Source organism: Pseudomonas sp. 67(2021) (assembly GCF_017491835.1).
Lineage (GTDB): Bacteria > Pseudomonadota > Gammaproteobacteria > Pseudomonadales > Pseudomonadaceae > Aquipseudomonas > Aquipseudomonas atacamensis.
Genome location: NZ_JAFGYL010000021.1, coordinates 61,795 through 83,019 on the forward strand (window position 1 = coordinate 61,795; position 21,225 = coordinate 83,019).

General features: G+C 61.6%; 16 protein-coding genes. 7 read left to right on the forward strand and 9 right to left on the reverse strand.

Annotated elements, in window-relative coordinates; translation table 11 throughout:
* Nucleotides 1-3 precede the first annotated feature (3 nt).
* The 4 genes from fis to prmA all read right to left on the reverse strand — a co-directional run bounded on the left by fis (nucleotide 4) and on the right by prmA (nucleotide 3,684).
* Nucleotides 4-324 (reverse strand): DNA-binding transcriptional regulator Fis, encoded by a 321-nt coding sequence (gene fis / locus J5M66_RS22160; protein WP_002555375.1) that lies wholly within the window; start codon nucleotides 322-324, stop codon nucleotides 4-6.
* Nucleotides 321-1,331, reverse strand: a complete 1,011-nt coding sequence (gene dusB, locus J5M66_RS22165; RefSeq protein WP_123443900.1) for a tRNA dihydrouridine synthase DusB — start codon at nucleotides 1,329-1,331, stop codon at nucleotides 321-323. Before dusB ends, fis begins: the two co-directional genes overlap by 4 nt.
* 184 nt (nucleotides 1,332-1,515) lie before the next feature.
* On the reverse strand, nucleotides 1,516-2,775 hold the full coding sequence (locus J5M66_RS22170; RefSeq protein WP_207809472.1) for a DUF3426 domain-containing protein: 1,260 nt from the start codon (nucleotides 2,773-2,775) through the stop codon (nucleotides 1,516-1,518).
* A 30-nt stretch (nucleotides 2,776-2,805) separates the two neighbouring features.
* Nucleotides 2,806-3,684: a 50S ribosomal protein L11 methyltransferase gene (prmA, locus tag J5M66_RS22175; RefSeq protein ID WP_110644940.1), complete on the reverse strand. Its 879-nt coding sequence runs from the start codon at nucleotides 3,682-3,684 to the stop codon at nucleotides 2,806-2,808.
* 194 nt (nucleotides 3,685-3,878) lie between these two features.
* Between prmA and J5M66_RS22180 the strand changes: the two genes are divergently transcribed.
* Nucleotides 3,879-7,832: a type III effector 1 gene (locus J5M66_RS22180; protein ID WP_207809470.1), complete on the forward strand. Its 3,954-nt coding sequence runs from the start codon at nucleotides 3,879-3,881 to the stop codon at nucleotides 7,830-7,832.
* Between the two features lie 65 nt (nucleotides 7,833-7,897).
* On the opposite strand, the gene accC is transcribed toward J5M66_RS22180, so the two are convergent.
* The 5 genes from accC to gcbA form a co-directional block, all read right to left on the reverse strand.
* Nucleotides 7,898-9,253, reverse strand: a complete 1,356-nt coding sequence (gene accC / locus J5M66_RS22185) for an acetyl-CoA carboxylase biotin carboxylase subunit (protein ID WP_024011424.1) — start codon at nucleotides 9,251-9,253, stop codon at nucleotides 7,898-7,900.
* Between the two features lie 17 nt (nucleotides 9,254-9,270).
* Nucleotides 9,271-9,729 (reverse strand): acetyl-CoA carboxylase biotin carboxyl carrier protein, encoded by a 459-nt coding sequence (gene accB, locus J5M66_RS22190; RefSeq protein ID WP_016771862.1) that lies wholly within the window; start codon nucleotides 9,727-9,729, stop codon nucleotides 9,271-9,273.
* A gap of 24 nt (nucleotides 9,730-9,753) precedes the next feature.
* The gene (aroQ, locus tag J5M66_RS22195; protein ID WP_016771861.1) at nucleotides 9,754-10,209 is read right to left on the reverse strand and encodes a type II 3-dehydroquinate dehydratase; all 456 of its coding nucleotides are present in this window, start codon (nucleotides 10,207-10,209) and stop codon (nucleotides 9,754-9,756) included.
* A 241-nt stretch (nucleotides 10,210-10,450) separates the two neighbouring features.
* Nucleotides 10,451-12,397, reverse strand: a complete 1,947-nt coding sequence (locus tag J5M66_RS22200) for a methyl-accepting chemotaxis protein (RefSeq protein WP_207809468.1) — start codon at nucleotides 12,395-12,397, stop codon at nucleotides 10,451-10,453.
* Nucleotides 12,398-12,448: 51 nt separating this feature from the next.
* Nucleotides 12,449-14,119 (reverse strand): diguanylate cyclase GcbA, encoded by a 1,671-nt coding sequence (gene gcbA, locus J5M66_RS22205; RefSeq protein WP_016771860.1) that lies wholly within the window; start codon nucleotides 14,117-14,119, stop codon nucleotides 12,449-12,451.
* A gap of 415 nt (nucleotides 14,120-14,534) precedes the next feature.
* On the opposite strand from gcbA, the gene J5M66_RS22210 reads away from it, so the two are divergent.
* The 6 genes from J5M66_RS22210 (at nucleotide 14,535) to J5M66_RS22235 (ending at nucleotide 21,223) form a co-directional block, all read left to right on the forward strand.
* A complete protein-coding gene (locus tag J5M66_RS22210) occupies nucleotides 14,535-15,602 on the forward strand; it encodes a DUF2333 family protein (RefSeq protein WP_207809465.1) in 1,068 nt (355 codons plus the stop codon).
* 3 nt (nucleotides 15,603-15,605) lie between these two features.
* Nucleotides 15,606-16,163, forward strand: a complete 558-nt coding sequence (locus J5M66_RS22215) for an NUDIX hydrolase (RefSeq protein WP_122610406.1) — start codon at nucleotides 15,606-15,608, stop codon at nucleotides 16,161-16,163.
* A 186-nt stretch (nucleotides 16,164-16,349) separates the two neighbouring features.
* On the forward strand, nucleotides 16,350-16,721 hold the full coding sequence (locus J5M66_RS22220; RefSeq protein WP_007914613.1) for a translation initiation factor Sui1: 372 nt from the start codon (nucleotides 16,350-16,352) through the stop codon (nucleotides 16,719-16,721).
* A 220-nt stretch (nucleotides 16,722-16,941) separates the two neighbouring features.
* Nucleotides 16,942-18,855, forward strand: coding sequence for an arginine decarboxylase (gene speA, locus J5M66_RS22225; protein ID WP_016771856.1), 1,914 nt, complete (start codon nucleotides 16,942-16,944; stop codon nucleotides 18,853-18,855).
* 233 nt (nucleotides 18,856-19,088) lie between these two features.
* On the forward strand, nucleotides 19,089-20,435 hold the full coding sequence (locus tag J5M66_RS22230) for a contractile injection system protein, VgrG/Pvc8 family (protein WP_207809463.1): 1,347 nt from the start codon (nucleotides 19,089-19,091) through the stop codon (nucleotides 20,433-20,435).
* Nucleotides 20,432-21,223 carry a DUF4123 domain-containing protein gene (locus J5M66_RS22235; protein ID WP_016771855.1) on the forward strand — a complete coding sequence of 264 codons (792 nt, stop codon included), beginning with the start codon at nucleotides 20,432-20,434 and terminating at the stop codon, nucleotides 21,221-21,223. The genes J5M66_RS22230 and J5M66_RS22235 overlap by 4 nt, the downstream gene beginning before the upstream one ends.
* Nucleotides 21,224-21,225: the final 2 nt, after the last annotated feature.

Below are 21,225 nucleotides of genomic sequence, written 5' to 3' on the forward strand. Positions count from 1 at the left end.
TGCTTACAGCAGATCGTACTGCTTGAGTTTCTTGCGCAGCGTGCCGCGGTTCAGTCCCAGCAGCTCACTGGCCTTGGTCTGGTTGCCCTTGACGTAGTTCATCACGCTTTCGAGCAGGGGCGCCTCGACTTCGGACAGCACCAGGTTGTACACATCCGTGACGGACGCGCCCTCAAGGTGGGCGAAATAATTGTGCAGCGCCTTCTCGACACTCCCGCGAAGGGTCTGGCCTTCTTCGCTCGGCGTGTTGAGGTGCTGTTTCAAATTCACGTTGTCGCTCACGGGTGTTGTTCCACTCACTAAAGTCTCGGTCATCATCGTCATGCGGCCACCCCTTCTTCGTCCCCTGTCAGGCTCTTGTAACGCTCGGCGAAGAACTCCCGAACGTCGGCGCATTGTGTTTCCGTACCATCCAAACGATTGAAACGGGCGCGAAACTCCCTGGCGCCCGGCAAGGTTGCGAGATACCAGCCCACATGCTTGCGGGCAATGCGCACGCCCATCACGTCGCCATAGAAGGCGTGAAGGGCAGCCAGATGCTCCAGCAGGATGCGTTCCACTTCGCTCAGTTCCGGCGCGGGCAATTTCGCGCCGGTGCGCAGGAAGTGATCGATCTCGCGAAAAATCCATGGCCGCCCTTGAGCGGCACGGCCTATCAGCAGGCCATCGGCACCGGTCGCATCAAGCACGTATCGGGCCTTTTCCGGCGAATCGATATCGCCATTGGCAAACACCGGGATCGACACCGCCTGCTTGATCGCGGCAATCGTGTCGTACTCGGCTTCCCCTGTGTACAGATCGGCGCGCGTACGGCCATGTACGGCCAGCGCTGTGATCCCGGCCTGTTCGGCGATCTTCGCCACGTTCAGACCGTTCTTGTTCTCGCGATCCCAGCCCGTGCGGATCTTCAGGGTGACCGGCACATCAACCGCGGCCACTACGGCCTGCAGGATCTCGGTCACCAGTGCTTCGTCTTTCAGCAACGCGGAGCCGGCGGCCTTGTTGCAGACCTTCTTTGCCGGGCAACCCATGTTGATATCGATAATCTGTGCGCCCAGTTCAACGTTGGCCCGTGCCGCATCGGCCAGCATCTGCGCGTCGCCACCGGCAATCTGCACCGAGCGCGGCTCGGGATCGCCTTCGTGGATCATGCGCATGCGCGACTTGCGGGTATTCCACAGGCTCATGTCGCTGGTGACCATTTCCGAGACTACAAGCCCTGCGCCCAGACGCTTGCACAGCTGACGAAAGGGCTGGTCGGTGACGCCCGCCATCGGGGCGAGAATCAAACCGTTCTGCAATGTATATGGGCCGATGCGTACCGCCGACATAGGACTTCCCTGAAGTGGGGCCGGATCATGAGAGTTCGAAAAAGGGTGGGCATGATACCCGCTCTCGATGACTGGTTAAAGGCTGAATTGAACAAAATCTGAACAGTTATTCTGTTATCGCCAACGGTTTGGTCGGCCGCGATCAGTCAGAAAAATGCCGTCAATCGGGAAACGCTGAAGCGGTTCATTCCGGTGAGTGGAAGTTCAGGCTGTAATTCACCGCTTTCGGCCCCGGATCGAGAATATCCAGGGCGATGTGGATCGGCGTCTGCGGCGGCATTTCCGCGAGGCCTTCGAGATCGCCGCTCAGGTACTCGCCGGGTTTGAAGCGACGACTGGCGATCAGATGACCGTTGAGGTCGGCAAAACGCAGTTCGAGCAAGGGGAACGGCTGGGAAAACGTCGCCCGGTTGTAAATGATCGCATCGACCACCAGCGCCCCGCTGAACTCGGGATGGCTGCGCACCACCAGGTTGCTGCTCTTGATTTTGCCGATATCGACTTTCGACGGCACGGTGCAGCCGATCTGCGGGCAGATCTGCTGGAACCATGGTCGGTATTGATCCTGCCGCGCCAGTTCCTCGAAATGATAGGAGATGTACTGAGCGGCAAGACCGCCGGCGGCCAATGCCACCAGCACCAGCCACAGCAGGCGCCGGCCCCAGGGCGAGCGGCGTTGCTGCCAGTCCAGTTGCAGCGGGTCGTCGGTCAGATCCTGCAGGACCTCGGCGCGCACGCCGGGCTCTGCCCGTTCGCGTTTTTTGCGCGGCGAAGTGATCAACGGCAGATCGTCGTCATCGCTGTCGTCGCTGGCCGAGAAGCGTTCGCGGCGGGCGGCCGGGTCAATCGGATCGTGCAGGCGCAGTTGCGGGATCGGCGGCTCGTCATCCAGATCCACCGGTTCCAGTGATAACGAGGGTTCGGTGCGCTCGGGTTCGAGGGTTTCGATGCCGTCGACATCCGGCTCGACATCCGGGGCTGCGCTGCGCTCATCGGCAGGCTCGCTGAACAGGCTGTCGGACCATGTGCCTTCGTCCGGTTCCGCGCTGTCGCGCCGGGCGCTCAAGGATTCTTCGCGGGTACGGCCGAATTCGGCGGCCGGCTGGATTTCGCGCTGTTCGAGGCGGGCGAGTTCTTCGTCCAGATCGAGGCTGTCCAGATCCAGTTCCGACGCGCTCCATTGCTTCTGGCTGATGGCGCGCGGCGCGGGGATCTGTTCGACGACCGCAGAATCGCTGACAGGCGCGGGCGTTTCAGGCAGCGCTGGTGCGAGCGGCGTCACCGTGTCCTTGCCGGAATGTTGCTCGAGCAGCTGCTTGGCGGCATTGAACACTTGCAGGCAGGAGCCGCAACGAACCACGCCGCGCGCCACGCTCAACTGAGCATGGTTGACGCGGAAACTGGTCTGGCAATGCGGGCATTGGGTGACGAAACTGTCGGTCATGCGGCGATCCGGTTCAGGCAAGCGGTCATTTTAGCGCCGACGCCCGGTGATGCGCACCCAGCCGTCGCGATTGGCGATCGGGTCGAGCTCGAAGTCCTGCGCATAAGCTGCCGCTACTTCTTCGCCCTGCTCGGCGAGAATGCCCGACAGCGCCAGGCGCCCACCGCTCTTGACCAGGCTGGACAGCTGCGGTGCCAGCGACACCAGCGGGCCGGCGAGAATATTGGCCACCAGTACGTCGGCCGGAACCTGCGGCAGATCCTCGGGCAGGTACAGCGGGAACAGCTCATCGGCAATGTTGTTGCGCCCGGCGTTGTCGCGCGAGGCTTCCAGTGCCTGTACGTCGATGTCGGTGCCCACGGCTTCCTTGGCGCCGAGCAGCAGGGCGGCAATCGCCAGAATCCCCGAGCCACAGCCGAAATCCAGCACGTGGCAGTCTTTCAGATCCTGACCGTCGAGCCATTCCAGGCACAGTGCGGTGGTCGGGTGGGTGCCGGTGCCGAACGCCAGGCCCGGGTCCAGCAGCAGATTGACTGCGTCAGGCTCGGGTGCGGCGTGCCAGCTCGGCACGATCCACAGGCGCTGGCCGAAACGCATCGGCTCGAAACCGTCCATCCAGCTGCGTTCCCAGTCCTGATCTTCGATCACTTCGCTGTGATGTTCGGGCAACGGGCTGCCGGTCAGCAATTCCAGATGGGCCAGCACCGGTTCCGGTTCGGTACCGCCTTCGAACAGCGCCAGCAAGTGGGTGTGCGACCACAGCGGCGTGGTGTTGAGTTCCGGTTCGAAGATCGGCTGGTCTTCGGCGTCCATGAAAGTCACCGACACGGCGCCGACTTCGAGGAATGCGTCCTCGTAGGTTTCGGCTTGTTCCGGGGTGATGGCGAGACGGACTTGCAGCCAAGGCATGGCGGGCACCTTTGAAAATCTGTGGGGCAGCCCGAAGCTGCAAAAGCGCGCAGTTTACGCCAGGTCGCCGGCAAAGTGGACACACCGCTTGGCTGTTACACATTCGCGGCCGCGATATACATATGTATGGCCTGAGCACTTTTGTCGGCAAATAGAGTGAGCGCTCATCTCTACGCGACAAAAGGCTGGACGACATGGCGGATCAACAAGGGACTGTAGAAGAAAAACCACCGATAGCCGCTGCGTCTACGGGGTCGGTGCAGGAGATCCTGCTGCGCATCACGCGCTGGCAGGTGATGATCGACAAGCGCTTGAACAGCCAGATGACGTTGCTCGAGGCGCTGGAGCATTTCGCATTGACTGAACTGCGCAGGCATTACCCGGACGGTCATTTCGCCCCGGGCTTTGTGGTTGCCCTGCTTGACGCCATTTTGCAAAAGCTTATCGACGGCCGGCCAGTCATGTTCCTGGCGCTCCAGGACGCGCCATTTCGCTGGCCTGGGGGCGCCGATCCCGGTTTGCCGTCCAGCCGTCATGAGCATGTGATCCGGACGGTGGATAGCGTTTCGTTGCATTTTCTCGACCAGTACAAAAAATACCTGCGAGAACATTGGGCGACAAAAGGGCGGGAGGCGTTGTTCGATCGCCTGATCAAACGCAAGCTGCGGCGCTATATGAAAGACATCGAGTTGCTGTTGCGCCGTGACCAACTGGCTGGCCTGACACTGGATCGATTGCGCAGCAAAATCGACCGGGTTCAGGCCCGCAGCACACGTCGGTATCGATTGACTGCCCTGGCAACCGGTGCAGAGAAAAAGATTCTCGAGGCCCATTCCTTCGCGCAACTGCCGTCATGGATGAAGGCGCTGAAGGAGCCGGATCGCGCCTTGTTGCGTGATTATCAGGAGCAGACCTCACTGGCCCAGGCAGCACTTGATGACCTGCTGCTGGGCTACGGCTCGTTGCGCGACTTTGCCCGCCAGCAGGCCATCGAATACATTCAGCTCAAGCTCGACATGACGGTTGAACCGGACCGGATCGACGTGCGGCTCAGATGGCGCTCGGCGGTCGGTGAGCCGGCCCACAATCGCAGCCTCAGTGACCTGCTGGCATGCGGGCCGATCGGGCAGGACTTCGCAGCGGTACTGGAGATCAGCAGTCCTGCGCCATTGCGCAACCAGTCACTGAAGCCGACATTCATTGTCGACATGCTGGCGGAGCAGGATTATCCGGCGGATTACCTGCGCGTTCTCGCCGAACAGTACCAGCGTATAGAGGTGCAAAAGGCACTTGTCGACTGGTTTGCCGCACGGCTTCGGCAGAGCGCATTCGTCGCGCGTTGCGCAGCTCATCTGTCGGACTCCGACCATGAGCGTCTCGAGCAGATGTGGACTGGGCACGCTACAAACAAACCGTTGCAAGTGGCCGCACTGACACTGCCCAACGGCATGCAATGCGCCGATCTTCTGGTGTTCTACCAGGCAGAGACTGAGCAAACGGTGAATAATCTGGTGCTGTACGCGCCCAACAAGCCGGACGGTCAAGAGTGGGTCCGGTTGCCTTCGATCGCGGCGTTGACCGGCGAAGTGTGGAGCTGGACGCAGAGCGAATCCGGTCGTGAGTATCTGTTGCAGCAGCTTTCGCCGGCTGCACATCACCCTGCACGGGATTATTTGTTGGCCGCTGCGGCCAGCCCCGCTCTCTGGGGCATGCAGAGTGACCTTCGCCGAGCGCCCCTGCCGTTCACCGAATGCGTCGAAGCCGCTGCAAAAATGGGCCTGGCAAACAACCTGCAGCGGGTCGAGCAGGACAACTCGCTGCGCTGGTACACGACGCTCGGGCTCGAGGCTCGCCGGCGCATCAGCAGTCTGAATCAGGAACTGATCGTACATCAGCAGGTGTTCAACGAGCTGCTGGGCGGTTTCGAGGTTTTCGTCGATTTCGCCAGGCGCACGGTTGCCGCAGCGATCACGCCCTATATGCGCAGCAAGAACGTGCTGGAACCGGTCGATCCGGCCACCGTGTTGATCGATTACAACCCTGGCGTCGCTGACCGCAGGAAGCAGCAGGTAGCCACGCTGCTCGACCTGGCCATTCACGGCTACGATGACAACTCCGGCATCGAACATCCGAAAAAAGGCGTGCGATCGTCGGTTGGCCAGGATCTGAGCCAGGTGCGCAGCGCCGATCTGGCGCTGTATCTGCGCCGGGCGTGGCTGGGTGAAAAATACGCCAGCGAGATCCGTGGCAAATATCTCGACCCGCGTGATGCTGCCTACGAACCGCGTCGTTTTGCCTACCGCAACGTGCTGCTGTCAAAGATGGACCGGGATTTGCGCGTGGCCAGAAGTCAGGCGCGATTGAGCGACGCGGTGTATTCAGCGTTGGTCCGTCAGGTCTCTCTGTTGAGCCAGGTGCCAGCGCCGGATACGCCTTTTCCCGGCGCGAGCATGGTTGAAAGTGACGGCGTGTTCAGGTTCACCGTGCGCCATCACGTCGTGCTCGGGGTTTATGTCCTGACCTCGTTCAACCCCGAGCCGTCCTGGTGGCTGTACACGCCTGATGCGCCCGACGGCATTGTGGTGCGTGCGTATCAGTCGCTGTTCGGCGACATCGCGGGCGCGTTGCATGACTACTTGATGGCGCGTACGCCGGTTGCCGCCCGCAGCATCGTGTCGCGCACCCTGTATGCGATTGCGGCAAAAAAACAACGCGTCGATACACTGTACGAAGCGCAGCGCCTGATTGACGCACGCAGCGAGTTCAACGCGTACATCGAGCGCGCGGTCACGGATGTGCAGGACATCACCACCAGCCGCGCGCAAATGATCGAACGCCAAGTGGTCAAGGGGCTGATGTTTGCAGCTGCACCGTTTTGCATGGTGTTCCCTCCGTTTGCCTTGCTGCTCGATGTCGTGTTCATCGCCGTCAGCGCCGGTCAGGCGGTCGCTGCGCATCTGGAGGGTGACGTCGATGGCGCGCTCGGCCACTGGCTGGAGGCGTCGTGGGGCGCGTTGTTCGCTATGGTCGGCGCCGGCAGTGCGATCAAGTGGCTGGGCGGTGCGGCCAGAAGTCTGAAGCACACCACGCGGCCGGCCTCGTTGTTGTCAGAGCGTCTGAACACCGTGGCTCCGCTGCGCAGGGAAGTACTGCCGGCGATCCGGGAAGTACGCTTCCATGCCAGGCAGGCCGTCAGCAAGGCGCCCGAGCGTTTGCAAAGGGTGACCGAAGAAGGCGTCTTTTTCGGCACATGGCGCAGTCCGCCCAGCGCTGCGCAGCCGCAACCGGCCTATTACATTCGCAACAGAGGCAAGTACTTTCTGGTCAGGGAAAATCCGCATTTTGGTGGGCTGAGCCTGGTCGACACTCGTCGCCCGAGCGCCATCTATCAGCAACCGATTCGGCTTGCTCCGGGGGGCAAGTGGACACACGCCAGGGTCGGGCTCACGGGTGGCAACGTGCGCAACCTTGGGCGCGTGAGCGATTTGAATGATGCTTTTCCTGGAGGTGTCAAGCCCGTGCTGAACCGCGGCGCGCTGCAGGGCGAAGCGGTGGTGGCGCATTTTCGTCCCGGATCGCCAGATAACTATCTGTTTTCGTTGAATGCGCAGAGTTGCGTCATCGCCTCGCTGTATAACCCGACGACAAGGGTGGGGGCGGTCATTCATTTTGATCACAATATTCGCCCGTTGATCGAGCGAAGTGTCACGCAGGTGCTGGAGCGTCTGGGGGGCGCACCGCAGAACATTCGCGCCACGCTGGTAGGTGGCGACTGGCTGTCGGCGGGCGCTGACATCGGCGGTCCGGTCAGGCGCGTGTTGCGCGAACAGGGCCTGCAGCCGACCTGGGATTACTGGTCGTACTCGTCGTGCCTGGGCAACAGCTATGGCGTGGTGCTGAATCTGAACAATGGAGTCTCGAGAGTGTTCAAGCATTCCTCTGGTCAGATTGGCAGGCTGTACGACCCGCTTATCGCCAGATCGAGCTATGCCAAGGACGGGCTCTCGGTACGTGCCCGACACTTTACGAGACGGTTCACCCGCAGGCCGTTACATGAAAACGCCGCAGGAGCGGTGGTCGATGATGCCGGCCTGCGGGCATCCGCCGCAATGGTCGAGCAGCAGGCGTTCTCCACGGTAATGCTCTGATGGGTTTGTTGCAGGCATAAAAAAACCCGATCCGCAGGGATCGGGTTTTTCATGCCGCTTCAGCCTTACGACTGTTTGGCCAGCTTGTGCTCGAGGTAGTGAATGTTCACACCGCCCTTGCAGAAGCCTTCGTCACGAACCAGGTCACGGTGCAGCGGGATGTTGGTCTTGATCCCGTCGACCACGATTTCGTCCAGGGCATTGCGCATGCGTGCCATGGCTTCGTCGCGGGTTGCGCCGTAAGTGATCAGCTTGCCGATCAGCGAGTCGTAGTTCGGTGGCACGGCATAACCGCTGTACAGGTGCGAATCGACGCGAACGCCGTTGCCGCCTGGGGCGTGGAAATGCTTGACCGTGCCCGGGCTCGGCATGAAGGTCTTCGGATCTTCAGCGTTGATCCGGCACTCCAGCGAGTGACCGCGGATGACCACGTCATCCTGAGTGAACGACAGCTTGTTGCCAGCGGCGATGCTGAGCATCTCCTTGACGATGTCGATACCGGTGACCATCTCCGAAACCGGGTGCTCCACCTGAACACGGGTGTTCATTTCGATGAAGTAGAAACGGCCGTTCTCGTAGAGGAACTCGAAAGTACCGGCGCCCCGGTAGCCGATGTCGATGCATGCCTTGACGCAGCGAGCCAATACTTCCTGGCGCGCTTTCTCGTCGATGCCCGGTGCCGGTGCTTCTTCGAGAACCTTCTGGTGACGACGCTGCAGCGAGCAGTCGCGGTCGCCCAGGTGGATGGCGTGGCCCTGGCCGTCGGACAGTACCTGCACTTCGACGTGGCGCGGGTTGGTGAGGAATTTTTCCAGATAGACCATCGGGTTGCCGAACGCCGCGCCTGCTTCGGAGCGGGTCAGTTTCGCCGAGGCGATCAGGTCTTCTTCCTTGTGCACCACACGCATGCCGCGACCACCACCGCCGCCGGCGGCCTTGATGATCACCGGGTAGCCGACTTCACGACCGATGCGCAGCGCCGTTTCTTCGTCTTCCGGCAGCGGGCCGTCAGAACCTGGAACGGTCGGTACGCCTGCTTCGATCATCGCGTGCTTGGCCGATACCTTGTCGCCCATCAGGCGAATGGTGTCGGCTTTCGGGCCGATGAAGGCGAAGCCGGAGTTCTCGACCTGCTCGGCAAAATCGGCGTTTTCCGCGAGGAAACCGTAGCCTGGGTGAATGGCGGTAGCGCCGGTCACTTCAGCGGCAGCGATGATGGCCGGAATGTGCAGGTAAGACTGAGCGGCGGACGCCGGGCCGATGCAGACGGATTCGTCTGCCAGACCCAGGTGCATCAGCTCTTTGTCGGCCTTGGAGTAAACGGCGACGGTCTTGATGCCCATCTCTTTGCAGGCACGCAGAATCCGCAGGGCGATCTCACCGCGGTTAGCGATCAGAACTTTTTCCAACTTCGCAGTCATCAAAGGCTCTCCGCGGTTCAAACGATGGTGAACAGCGGTTGGTCGTACTCAACCGGCTGGCCGTCTTCGACGAGGATGGATTCGATCACACCGCTGGTTTCAGCTTCGATGTGGTTCATCATCTTCATGGCTTCGACGATGCACAGGGTGTCGCCTTTCTTCACGGTCTGGCCGACTTCAACGAAGGCTGGCGAGGTTGGCGAAGATTTGCGGTAGAAGGTGCCGACCATCGGCGAACGGGCAACGGTGCCGTTCAGCGCGGGTGCAGCAGCGGCAGCCGGAGCAGCGGCAGCGACTGGCGCGGCAGCAGGGGCAGCGGCCGGAGCCTGCATCGGGGCTGGCGCGTAGTACTGCTGCGCCGGGGTCTTGCTGTGACGGCTGATGCGTACGGACTCTTCGCCTTCCTTGATCTCGAGCTCGTCGATGCCGGACTCTTCCAGCAATTCGATCAGTTTCTTAACTTTACGGATATCCATGAATCATCAACTCCCAAGGGTCGGTCAGGGGCGTATAGCTTGGTGTTCAAGCTGCTCTAGTGCGGCCTCCAGGGCCAGTCGGTAACCGCTGGCGCCAAGGCCGCAGATCACTCCTACCGCTACATCGGAGAAGTAGGAGTGATGGCGGAAAGGTTCGCGCTTGTGCACGTTGGACAAATGCACTTCGATGAATGGGATGCTCACTCCCAGCAGCGCGTCACGTAATGCGACACTTGTGTGCGTAAAAGCCGCCGGATTGATCAGAATGAAGTCCACGCCTTCACCGCGTGCAGCGTGGATGCGATCGATCAATTCGTACTCGGCGTTGCTTTGCAGGTGCAGCAGATGATGGCCGGCTTCACGGGCGCGCCGCTCCAGATCCTGATTGATCTGCGCCAGGGTCGTCGACCCGTAGGTCCCCGGTTCCCGGGTGCCGAGCAGGTTCAGGTTGGGGCCATGCAGCACCAGTAGCGTTGCCATCTGCGTTGTCCTTGTTATCAATGAGCAGTCGTCAGAACCCGGCGACTATGCCGCAAAGCCTTTGTGACTGTCCAGTTCCATGCAATAGGCGGCACGATGGGCGATGTTTGCGCGAAATTTGTGACCGGGTGAGCTGATCCGGTCATTCGCGATGTTGGCAAGGGCCTCTTCGCGAGCAGGCTCGCTCCCACAGGGGTATGCATTCCAAAGTGGGAGCGAGCCTGCTCGCGAAGGTGGTATGTCAGACGCGGAAGGCCTGAACGGCCGTATGCAATTGGCCGCCGAGGACCAACAGGTTCTCGCCCTGTTCGCGGCCCTGGCCGATGCGCAGCAGGTTATCCCCACCCAATTGATGAATGCGCTCGCTGTGATCACGGATCTCGCTGACCGCGCCACTTTGCTGCGCGGTGACATCGGCGATGCGCACGGCGGTGTCGGCGATGGTCTGGATCGCGCCAACGATTTTGTCCAATGCACCGTCCGCCGCTTGCGCCTGACTGGCCGTGGCTTCGGCGTGTTCGACCTGCGCGCGCATGCCTTCGACCGATTGCCGCGCGGCGGTCTGCAGGCCGGCGATCAGCGTCTGGATTTCCGCCGTGGCCCCGGCGGTGCGTTGTGCCAGCGAGCGCACTTCCTCGGCGACTACGGCGAAACCACGGCCCATCTCCCCGGCGCGGGCCGCCTCGATCGCGGCATTCAGGGCGAGCAGATTGGTCTGATCCGCAATCGAACGAATCACCGTCAGTACGCCGCCAATGGTTGCCGACTCTTCGGCCAGATGTTCGATCATCTGCGCATTGCCTTGAACCTCACCGACCAAAGCATGCAGCCCGGTCAGGCTCTGGCCGATCACCGTCTGGCCATGCTCGACGGCCAGTCCGGCATGACGGCTGGCGTCCGCAGCCTGCCGGGCATCGCCGGCCACTTGCTGAATGGTCGCCTCGAGTTCACCCAGCGAGTCGCGAATCAGCGCGGTATCGCCGGCCTGATGCTCGGCGCCGCTGTGCAGGTCATTGCTCAGTTCGGCGAGGGTGCGGCTGCTGCCTGCGACTTGCTCGGCGTTGCCGCGAATGGTGCCGACCAGATCCACCAGATAGGCGCGCAAGCGATTGAGCGACGCTTCGATGTCGTGCAATTCGCGATTGGTCTTGCCCAGTTGGATGTCGCGACTGAAATCGCCCTCGGCCCAAGTCGACAATGCCGGGGCGAGGTTGGTCAGGGTGCGGGCCAGGCGCCGCTGCAAGGTATCGATGAGCAGGGCGATCAGCAGAATCAGGCCGATCATCACACCTTGCATCAGGCGCACTTCGCCCTGAATCTGCCCATGTTGCGCGCGCACCACCGGTTCGAGGCCGGCGATGGCGTGTTGCACGCTGGCGATTTTGTCGTGGGTGGCGGCGCTGAGGTCGGCGCGTTTCTGGATCTGCTCGCGGGTGCGCGCCAGTTCCGCCGGATAGCGGCCAAGCAAGCTGTTCAGTTCGCGTTTGAGGGCGACACCGGCATCTTCGGCGGCGGCTTTATCAGTGTTCTCGATGCCCATCAACGCGGCGAAATCGTCACTGCTCGATTCGTTGCTGGCGACCACGCCGAGCAAGGGCAGGGCATCGATGGCCTCGGCTTGAGCACGCATGTTGCTCACTTCACGCTCGACATCGGCAGCCAGTTCACTGCGCCCGCTGCTGACCAGTTTGTCCCGCGCCAGCGACAGTTTGCCCAGATGCTGCGATGCGGCGAGCAGTGGTGCGAGGTAGGCGGCGTTGCCATTGGCGTAGGTGTTGAGCTGGTCGAGGCTGGCGCTGAGTTCGCGTTCGGCCTGCAACAGCAGCGCCTGCGGATCGCCGGCCAGTTTGCCGGCGGCGAGCAGGTCGGTTTTGCTGAATTCATCAAGGCTCGACAGGCTTGGCTGCACGCTGTCGGCCAGCGCCGGGGGCAGCTCACCCAGTTGCTTGTGCACGCTGTCGATGGCCTGGGCGGCGCTGCTCAGGCGCAGCGCGTCACCGCTGGCGAGGTAATCCTCGATGTTGCGCGCCACTTCATTCTGAAATTGTTGCGACAGCCCGAGGTAACGCTCCATCAACAGATACGGACGTTCGAGGGCTTTTTGCGACCACCACAGCGTGGCGCCAAGGGCCACGCAGACGGCGACCAGCAGCAGAGTGTTGAGATTGGTGAGCAACTTCAGGCGCATGACGGCTACCAATGGCAGAAATGGTAAGCGCCTGAATTTATTGCGGTTCCATTACAAGGTTATGACCGAATCAGTGGATTCCGATGAAAAAGTGGCACTTTGCTTTGACTGCCGCGCGGTCTGCACCCGATTGCGTCCGGCACCTTTGGCGCGGTACAGCGCCTCGTCGGCCTGGCTGGCCATCATCAGGCTGTCGGAGTCATCGCACATTTCCACCACGCCGGCGCTGAAGGTGCACCACAGATCCTGCGGCTGCGCCGGGTAATGAATCTCGGCGAAGCGCTGACGAATCTCGTCGAGGACTTTATGCGCCGCGTCGATATCGGTGTCGGGCATGACGATGGCGAACTCTTCGCCGCCGTAACGACCGATGAAGTCGGTCTTGCGCAAACGCTGTTTGAGAAACAGCGCCAGGCTCTTGATCACACGGTCGCCCATGGGGTGGCCGTGGCTGTCGTTGACCCGTTTGAAGTGATCGATATCGAGCATGGCAAAGCTCAGCGGCTTGTTCTCGCGGCGGGCGCGGAACGAGCAGTCTTCGAGCAATTGCAGGATGTGCGTGTGGTTGTACAGGCCGGTGAGGCTGTCGCGAACCATCCGCGCCTTGAGATTGCGCGCGCGCGCGGCGCGGTTGCGCACGGTGGTGATCAGGTGTCGCGGTTTGATCGGCTTGGTCAGGAAGTCATCGCCGCCCTCGCTCATGGCGTCGAGCTGCTTGTCCAGATCATCCTCGGCCGACAGGTAAATGATCGGCACGCTGACGTAGCGGTCGTTGTGACGGATGACTTTGGCCAGCTCGGTGCCGGTGCAGGCCGGCATGTACATGTCGAGGATGATCAGGTCCGGCTGGAAATCCGCCAGTTCGGCCATTGCCTGAATCGGTTCGATCAGGGTGCGGGTGACAATCCCGGCGCTGTTGAGCAGGCGCTCGGTGTGCAAGGCCTGGGCGCGCGAGTCGTCGATGATCAGCACTTTATAGGGCTCGTACTGAGCGACGCAGGTCAGCACTTCGATTTTTTCCAGCAAGCTCGAGGCTTCGAGCGTGCCGGTGAGGAATTCCTGACCGCCGGCGCGCACGGCGGCGAGGCGGGTAGGGGTGTCGGTTTCGTGCAGGCTGAAGAACAGCAGTGGCAGGGGTTCTTCGAGGCCGACCTGAGCTTCGGCGGCGAGTTTCAGGCCGATGCCGGGGCCACTGAAATCCACGTCCATGACAATCGCCGCGGGCAAGCGCTCGACCATCGACGAGCGAAACGCGGCCACGCTGTCCAGTGCCTGTGCGCTCAAACCGAAAAATTCCAGTTGCTTGGCCAGGCGTTCGGCGCGGTCGTGATCCTGCAACATCACGTAGATCGGCTTGCGCAGCGGCGGCAGGAACGTCTGGTCGAGCTGATCACCATGGCGCAGGCCGGTGCGCGAAAGGCGCTGCATCAAGCGATTCAGATCAGTGATCAGGCCGCTGCTGAGGCGCCCACGGTTGGCATCCACCGCTTGCAGCGACTGGCTGATGTGGTGCGCCAACTGAGTGTGTTCCGGCTGTTCGAAACGCTCGGCAAAACGCAGCAGACGCAGATTCGCCTCGCTCAGTTCGGCGAGATCGACGGTGGACCACTCGCTACGTTGCAGGCGCTGCCATATCTCAAGAATCTGACGTGCCTGATGAATTACCCGCTGGGCAAAGTGGTGCTTGAGACGCTCACGGCTGGGGTCTTCTGGCTCGGTCATATCCTGACTACTAGTTAGGGTGCATGCTGAGATCGACTGGTGGCTCTATGCTAGCACCTCTTTTCCCTTAGACGAGTGTCGTACGTCAATAATCTGCTGGACGACACGATTCAGTTTCTGACCGGGTGGTTTTCTCATGCACTTGCAGGTCAGTCAGATGCCCGAAATCCGGACGCTTGACTTGAAGGGCAGGGCAGAACAGTCGGGAATTTGTACATCGCTGCTCGGGCCGAACCCGGATCAGAGTTCACTGCGTTGCTGGCGTTGCCCTATCAGGGAATCCCTTAGTGTGTCGCGAAGCGTCATCGGGCCGCACCATTTGCGGCTTATCGTTAGCGACGGGTGCCCGGCCTTGGCACGTTGTTGTATGGTTGTGGTCGAACCGTTGAACCCAAGTGATTGAAAGGATATCGCCATGCTGGACTGGAAAAACCGCGCGGGCAGCGCGCCTGAACGTGCCGCCGAGCCCAAGTCGGCCACCCGCAGCTATGTTGGCGGGCTGCTGTTCAGCCGGGCGCTGGCCACAGTGGTCGGTCTGTATTTGCTGGTCACCATCGCGCTGGGCTGGTACTGGAGCCAGGAACCGGATCTGTTTCCGGTGGCGCAGAACGCCCAGGTGGCTGCCGAGAAAGAGGGCAAGCAAATGGTGGTCGGCTACACCACGGTCGAAACCCTGAAGACCGTTGCCGGCACCTTGCTCAACAAGCCGGGCGGTTACATTTCCAATGACCGTTTCCCGCCGGGCCTGTGGATGGACAACACGCCGAGCTGGGAATATGGCGTGCTGGTGCAGGTGCGTGACCTGACCCGCGCCCTGCGCAAGGATTTTGCCCGTTCGCAATCACAGTCCGCCGAAGACGCCGATCTGGCCAAGGCCGAACCGCGCTTCAACTTCGACAACAAGAGCTGGGTGCTGCCGTCCAGCGAGTCGGAATACCAGGAAGGCATCAACTCCCTGAGCCGCTATCAGTCGCGCTTGTCGGATCCGAATCAGAAAAACGCGCTGTTCTATGCGCGCGCGGACAACCTCAACAACTGGCTGGGCGATGTCGGTACCCGTCTCGGTTCGCTGTCGCAACGCCTGTCGGCCAGTGTCGGCCGGGTCAAGCTCAATACTGCGCTGAAGACCGAAGTTCCGGCGGTCGGCGAAGTGCCGCAGGTTGACGAAGAAGTCGTGGAAACCCCGTGGATGCAGATCGACAACGTGTTCTACGAAGCACGCGGGCAGGCCTGGGCACTGTCGCATCTGCTGCGCGCCATCGAAGTCGACTTCGCCGATGTGCTGGCGAAGAAGAACGCCACCGTCAGCGTGCGCCAGATCATCCGTGAGCTGGAGGCTTCGCAAGAGCCGGTGTGGAGCCCGATGATCCTCAATGGCAGCGGTTTCGGCGTGTTGGCCAACCACTCGCTGGTCATGGCCAACTACATTTCCCGGGCCAACGCTGCGGTGATCGATTTGCGTCAACTGCTCAATCAGGGCTGATACGTGAGCCAGAGCACAAGAGAGGCGGCCCATCGCGCCGCCTCGGACGCCGAACAGATCGCTTGGGTCGACGAGCAGGACAACTTGCTCGGCGCGCTGGTGCGCTCCGATTTGCGCGAGCGCGGGCTGATTGGCCGTGGCACCTACATCATGCTGTTCAATTCCGCCGGTGAGCTGTGCGTGCACCGGCGCACGTTGAGCAAGGCGATTTATCCCGGTTACTGGGATGTTGCCGCAGGCGGCATGGTCCAGGCCGACGAAAGTTATGCCGAGTCGGCGGCGCGCGAGCTGGAAGAAGAGTTGGGCGTCAGCGGCGTCGAACTCACCGCTCACGATCACTTCTACTTCGAAGACACCGGCAACCGCCTGTGGTGTTCGGCGTTTTCCGCCGTGTGGGATGGGCCGCTGAAATTGCAGCCGGAAGAAGTCCTCGAAGCGCGATTCATCCCCGTCGAACAGGTCATGCGCGAAATCAGCGAAAAGCCTTATTGCCCGGACTCTCTGGCCGCGCTGAAGCGCTATCTCAAGGCGCAGCAAAGCAACGTCGCAAAGAACACATGAATTGGCGCCGATTGGCACTTAGCAATCGCGATTTTTGCCGTTACACTGCGCGACCTTTTCAAACTGCACCGAACGCTTCCCAAAAAGCGCCGATGCAGTAGCGCTGCCCCTGCCTGAGTGGGGCTTCGCGGTCGCTGACCTTGCCCAAGGTTGCGATCAGTCTTTGTCCTCCCGAGAGGATTGCCGGTGGCCAAGAAAGCCGCATCCTTCGCCGCCCTGGGCGGCCTGGTATTTTCCACCGACGCAGGTCGTCATTGCCCGGAATGCAGCAAGCCGGTGGACGCCTGTATCTGCAAACAAACCGTGATCCCGGCCGGTGACGGCATTGCCCGCGTGCGTCGCGAAAGCAAAGGGCGTGGCGGCAAGACGGTGACCACCATCACCGGCGTGCCTCTGGCCGAAGACGCGCTCAAGGAGCTGGCGACGACGTTGAAGAAACGTTGTGGCACCGGCGGGGCGTTGAAGGACGGCATCATCGAAATCCAGGGCGATCACGTCGAGCTACTCTTGGCAGAGCTGATCAAGCACGGTTTCAAAGCGAAGAAGTCCGGCGGCTAGCAGCCTCTGTGAAACCCTCCGGCGGCTTGATCCGGCTTCGAGTGTTCTCGGATCCGGCGTCGTCGCCATGGTTTTCACAGAGCCTGTTCATGACCGGTTTCTAAACTCCACGCAGTCAGTGCGGTCTACCGCCGCACTGACGAACCGTCATTTTCATTCTTTAGACTGCGCCGGCCTGAACGTCAGGCGACGCACTCTGACTTCTTTATAGGGGACTTCGATGTCCGTACGACGCACACGTAAAGACGATGGCAGCCAATGGACAGTTGCGGACAGCCGCAGCGTTTACGGGATTCGCCATTGGGGGGCCGGGTATTTCGCGATCAATGAAGCCGGTCGCGTCGAAGTACGTCCGAACGGCCCGAGCAGCTCGCCTATCGACCTGTTCGAACAAGTCGACCAACTGCGCAAGAGCGGTTTGTCCTTGCCGCTGCTGGTGCGGTTCCCCGACATCCTGCAAGACCGTGTCCGTCAGTTGACCGGCGCTTTCGATTCGAACATCGAGCGCCTGGAATACCAGAGCAAATACACCGCGCTGTACCCGATCAAGGTCAACCAGCAGGAAGCGGTGATCGAGAACATCATCGCCACCCAGAACGTCTCCATCGGTCTGGAAGCCGGCTCCAAGCCTGAGCTGCTGGCGGTGCTGGCGCTGGCGCCGAAGGGCGGCACCATCGTCTGCAACGGTTACAAGGACCGTGAGTTCATCCGTCTGGCGCTGATGGGCCAGAAGCTCGGCCACAATGTGTTCATCGTTATCGAGAAAGAATCCGAAGTCGGCCTGGTGATCGAAGAAGCCGCCTCGCTGAAGGTCAAGCCGCAGGTGGGCCTGCGCGTGCGCCTGTCGTCGCTGGCCTCGTCGAAATGGGCGGACACCGGTGGCGAGAAATCCAAATTCGGTCTGTCGGCGGCGCAACTGCTGTCGGTGGTCGAGCGCTTCCGTGGCGCCGGCCTCGATCAGGGCATCCGCCTGCTGCACTTCCACATGGGTTCGCAGATCGCCAACCTCGCTGACTACCAGCACGGTTTCAAGGAAGCGATCCGTTACTACGGCGAATTGCGCAACCTCGGTCTGCCGGTCGATCACATCGATGTCGGCGGCGGCCTCGGTGTCGACTACGACGGTACCCACTCGCGCAACGCCAGTTCGATCAACTACGACATGGACGATTACGCCGGTGTCGTGGTCGGCATGCTCAAGGAATTCTGCGACGCGCAGAGCCTGCCGCACCCGCACATCTTCTCCGAAAGCGGCCGCTCGCTGACGGCGCACCACGCAATGCTGGTGGTGCAGGTCACCGACGTCGAGAAACACAACGACGAAATCCCGCTGATCGAGAACAAGGAAAGCCTGCCGGAAACCGTGCAGTGGCTGGTCGATCTGCTCGGCCCGACCGACATCGAAATGGTCACCGAAACCTACTGGCGCGCCACCCACTACATGAGCGACGTCGCCGCGCAGTACGCCGACGGCAAGCTGACCCTGGCGGAAAAAGCCCTGGCCGAGCAATGCTACTTCGCCGTGTGCCGTCGCCTGCACAACTCGCTGAAGGCGCGTCAGCGTTCGCACCGCCAGGTGCTCGACGAACTCAACGACAAGCTGGCCGACAAGTACATCTGCAACTTCTCGGTGTTCCAGAGCCTGCCGGACACCTGGGCGATCGATCAGGTGTTGCCGATCATCCCGCTGCATCGCCTCGACGAAGAGCCTCTGCGCCGCGCGGTGCTGCAGGATCTGACCTGCGACTCCGACGGCAAGATCAACCAGTACGTCGACGAGCAGAGCATCGAAACCAGCCTGCCGGTGCACGCGTTGAATGAAGGCGAAGATTACCTGCTGGGCGTGTTCCTGGTCGGCGCCTATCAGGAAATCCTCGGTGACATGCACAACCTGTTCGGTGACACCGACTCGGTGAACATCTACCAGAACGCCGATGGCAGCGTGTACCACGCCGGTATCGAGACCCACGACACCATCGAAGACATGCTGCGTTACGTGCACTTGTCGCCGGAAGAACTGATGACTCACTACCGCGACAAGTGCGCCAGTGCCCGCATCAGTGCCAGCGAGCGCACGCAGTTCCTTGATGCCTTGCGTCTGGGCCTGACCCGCTCTTCCTATCTGTCTTCCTGAGACCCGATAGCGTTCCGTCCGGGTTGTCCGATTTTTTTCCGCAAGCTGTGGAAAATTCGGACAACCCGGTGGGACATCTCCTGATTTTTTCCCGAAAACCTGTGCTATCACGGTCAGCAAACTCATCTGGTCTGCTTTTCGCGTAGGTCATTTCCTAAGTTGTACTTCGCCTCTCTACTCGGCCATGCCTCTCGGCGAGAATCCCCGGCCGCCCCTCCTGTAGAGATCCGCCCATGTTCGATCCAGTCAACGAGCCGTCGTTTCGTCTCGATGTAGCGGGCCTGTCCGACCCCTTCGAAGTTCTCGCCTTTACCGGAAGGGAAGCGCTCAGCGAACCCTTCGCCTTCGAGATCGATGTGGTGATCGACGATCCGCATCTGGATCTCGCCGGCCTGCTGCACCGTTCCGCGTTCCTGTGTTTCGGCGCGCCCGACCAGGGTGTGCACGGGCAATTGCACAGCCTTGTCCAGCACGAGCACGGCCATGGCTTGCGTTTGTGCCGAGTACGTCTCGGGCCGAGGCTCGACTGCCTCGACCTGCGTTTGAGCCAGCGCATCTTCAGCGGCCGCTGCGTGCCGCAGATCATCGAACAGGTGCTGCGCGAACATGGCATCGTCGGCCTGCAACGACGTTACGAGTTGCACAGCGACTACCCGGCCCGCACCTTCTGCACGCAGTACCGCGAATCCGATCTGCAACTGCTCCAGCGCCTGTGCGCAGAGGCGCGCATTCACTACTACTTCGAACATCACCGCGACAGGCACTGCCTGGTGTTCGGCGACGATCCGACGCGGATGCCCCATGCAGACGTCGCGCACTATCAGGGCGAGCATGACCAGCATGGCGTCGCTCCAGCCGTCCGCCAATGGCGACTGCGCGAAGACTCGCAGGCCAGCCAGCGAGGCCCCGATGCCGAAGGCCACAGTGATCTGCCGGCCTTGCGCAGTGGTCAGTGGTTGCCGCTGGACGGCCATCCTTTCCTCGAATGCAACCGCCCATGGCTGCTGACCCGCATCGAGCATCGGGCCGATCAGTCTCTCGAATCGCCCTATTGCAATCGCCTGTTCGCGGCCGCGCGGGTACCCGTCTGTGCGCCCGCGGCTGCGAAGTCCAAGCAGCGCATGCACAGCTTGCAGCGTGCCTGGGTGGTCAGCGTCGATGAGCCGCAGCCGGATCGCGCGCGGCCGGTGGCGGTGCAATTCGACTGGCTCTACCAGGGCGAAGGCGCAGCGCCGAGCCATTGCTGGCTGCCCCTCGCGCCTGACCTGAACGAGCTGCCCTCGGCGGCACTCGCCGATGGCGTGGAAGTGGTGGTGAGTTTTCTAGAGGGCGATCCCGATCAGCCGGTGGTCAGTGGCGTGCTCCAGCCCTCGGTGTTGTCAGAGGCTGCGGTCGAGGACGATGAACCGGTATCGCTCCCGGAACTGCTGGTGAGCGATGGGTTGCAGCAATTGTTGCAGTCTGGCGAGCCGTTGCTGTTGCTGTGCCTGATGCCGGGCGGTGGCAGCTTCAACCACTGCACCGAGTCCGTGTGCAGTTGCCGGCTGCTCACCGCGCTCGATCAGAGCAGCGCACGATGAGCGGCGCGGCGCTTGAGCCCATGGCGCAATGGCTGTTGCTCGACACCCCGGACGCGGCACGCGCCTTGCTGACCTTGCGCCAGGGCTTTGCCGATGTGCAGCGGCACCGGTTGTTCGACGGCACCGAATTTCAGCCGGTCAGTGAGCACGGTCCGGTTCTCGTCGATTTGCGCGAGAGCCCGGCATTGACCGCCCTGTGCCTGCGCGACCCGGACACCTGGCGCGGCCTGTTGTTGAGCTGCGAGATACCGGCGCAGCAGCTGCTCAGCCACTTGCAGCGCATGCTTACCGTCTCGTTCGGTTTGAATCATCGGGCCTTGCTCAGCTATTACAACCGCCAGACCGCCAGTTATTTCTTCGACGCCTGTGACGCCACGCAGTTGAGTCGCTGGCTCGGGCCGATCCGCCAGTTGCGCTGGTTTGGTGGCACCTGGGCGGACCGCGCCATCGGCAGTCAGGGCTGGCAACAGCTGCGCAATCCCGGTCTGCTCGTCGAACCTTTGGGCATCGAAGAAAGCCTGACCCGGCGCCAGCGCGAACGCCTGCAAACCTGCCTGCTGGAGCAGCACATCTGGCGCTGGTGCCAGTCTCTGAGGGTTGATTACCAGACGATTGCTGTGCACGTGCAACAAGGTCTGGCGCTGGGTTTCAGTGACCGTGCCGTGCTGGATGGCTGGCTGTGGCTGCGCCTGCTCAATCCGCGCGCCGTGCTGGTCGTGCCGCCGGCCGGACTGACCCAGCCGGAACGGCTCGACTTTCTGCGTCGGCAGTGGGGCGCGGCGGACTGACT

What these genes read in the sequence shown, in the direction of transcription:
- fis (WP_002555375.1), bottom strand. Translation starts at nt 324, where the DNA reads ATGACGATGATGACCGAGACTTTAGTGAGTGGAACAACACCCGTGAGC.
- dusB (WP_123443900.1), bottom strand. Translation starts at nt 1,331, where the DNA reads ATGTCGGCGGTACGCATCGGCCCATATACATTGCAGAACGGTTTGATT.
- J5M66_RS22170 (WP_207809472.1), bottom strand. Translation starts at nt 2,775, where the DNA reads ATGACCGACAGTTTCGTCACCCAATGCCCGCATTGCCAGACCAGTTTC.
- prmA (WP_110644940.1), bottom strand. Translation starts at nt 3,684, where the DNA reads ATGCCTTGGCTGCAAGTCCGTCTCGCCATCACCCCGGAACAAGCCGAA.
- J5M66_RS22180 (WP_207809470.1), top strand. Translation starts at nt 3,879, where the DNA reads ATGGCGGATCAACAAGGGACTGTAGAAGAAAAACCACCGATAGCCGCT.
- accC (WP_024011424.1), bottom strand. Translation starts at nt 9,253, where the DNA reads ATGACTGCGAAGTTGGAAAAAGTTCTGATCGCTAACCGCGGTGAGATC.
- accB (WP_016771862.1), bottom strand. Translation starts at nt 9,729, where the DNA reads ATGGATATCCGTAAAGTTAAGAAACTGATCGAATTGCTGGAAGAGTCC.
- aroQ (WP_016771861.1), bottom strand. Translation starts at nt 10,209, where the DNA reads ATGGCAACGCTACTGGTGCTGCATGGCCCCAACCTGAACCTGCTCGGC.
- J5M66_RS22200 (WP_207809468.1), bottom strand. Translation starts at nt 12,397, where the DNA reads ATGCGCCTGAAGTTGCTCACCAATCTCAACACTCTGCTGCTGGTCGCC.
- gcbA (WP_016771860.1), bottom strand. Translation starts at nt 14,119, where the DNA reads ATGACCGAGCCAGAAGACCCCAGCCGTGAGCGTCTCAAGCACCACTTT.
- J5M66_RS22210 (WP_207809465.1), top strand. Translation starts at nt 14,535, where the DNA reads ATGCTGGACTGGAAAAACCGCGCGGGCAGCGCGCCTGAACGTGCCGCC.
- speA (WP_016771856.1), top strand. Translation starts at nt 16,942, where the DNA reads ATGTCCGTACGACGCACACGTAAAGACGATGGCAGCCAATGGACAGTT.
- J5M66_RS22230 (WP_207809463.1), top strand. Translation starts at nt 19,089, where the DNA reads ATGTTCGATCCAGTCAACGAGCCGTCGTTTCGTCTCGATGTAGCGGGC.
- J5M66_RS22235 (WP_016771855.1), top strand. Translation starts at nt 20,432, where the DNA reads ATGAGCGGCGCGGCGCTTGAGCCCATGGCGCAATGGCTGTTGCTCGAC.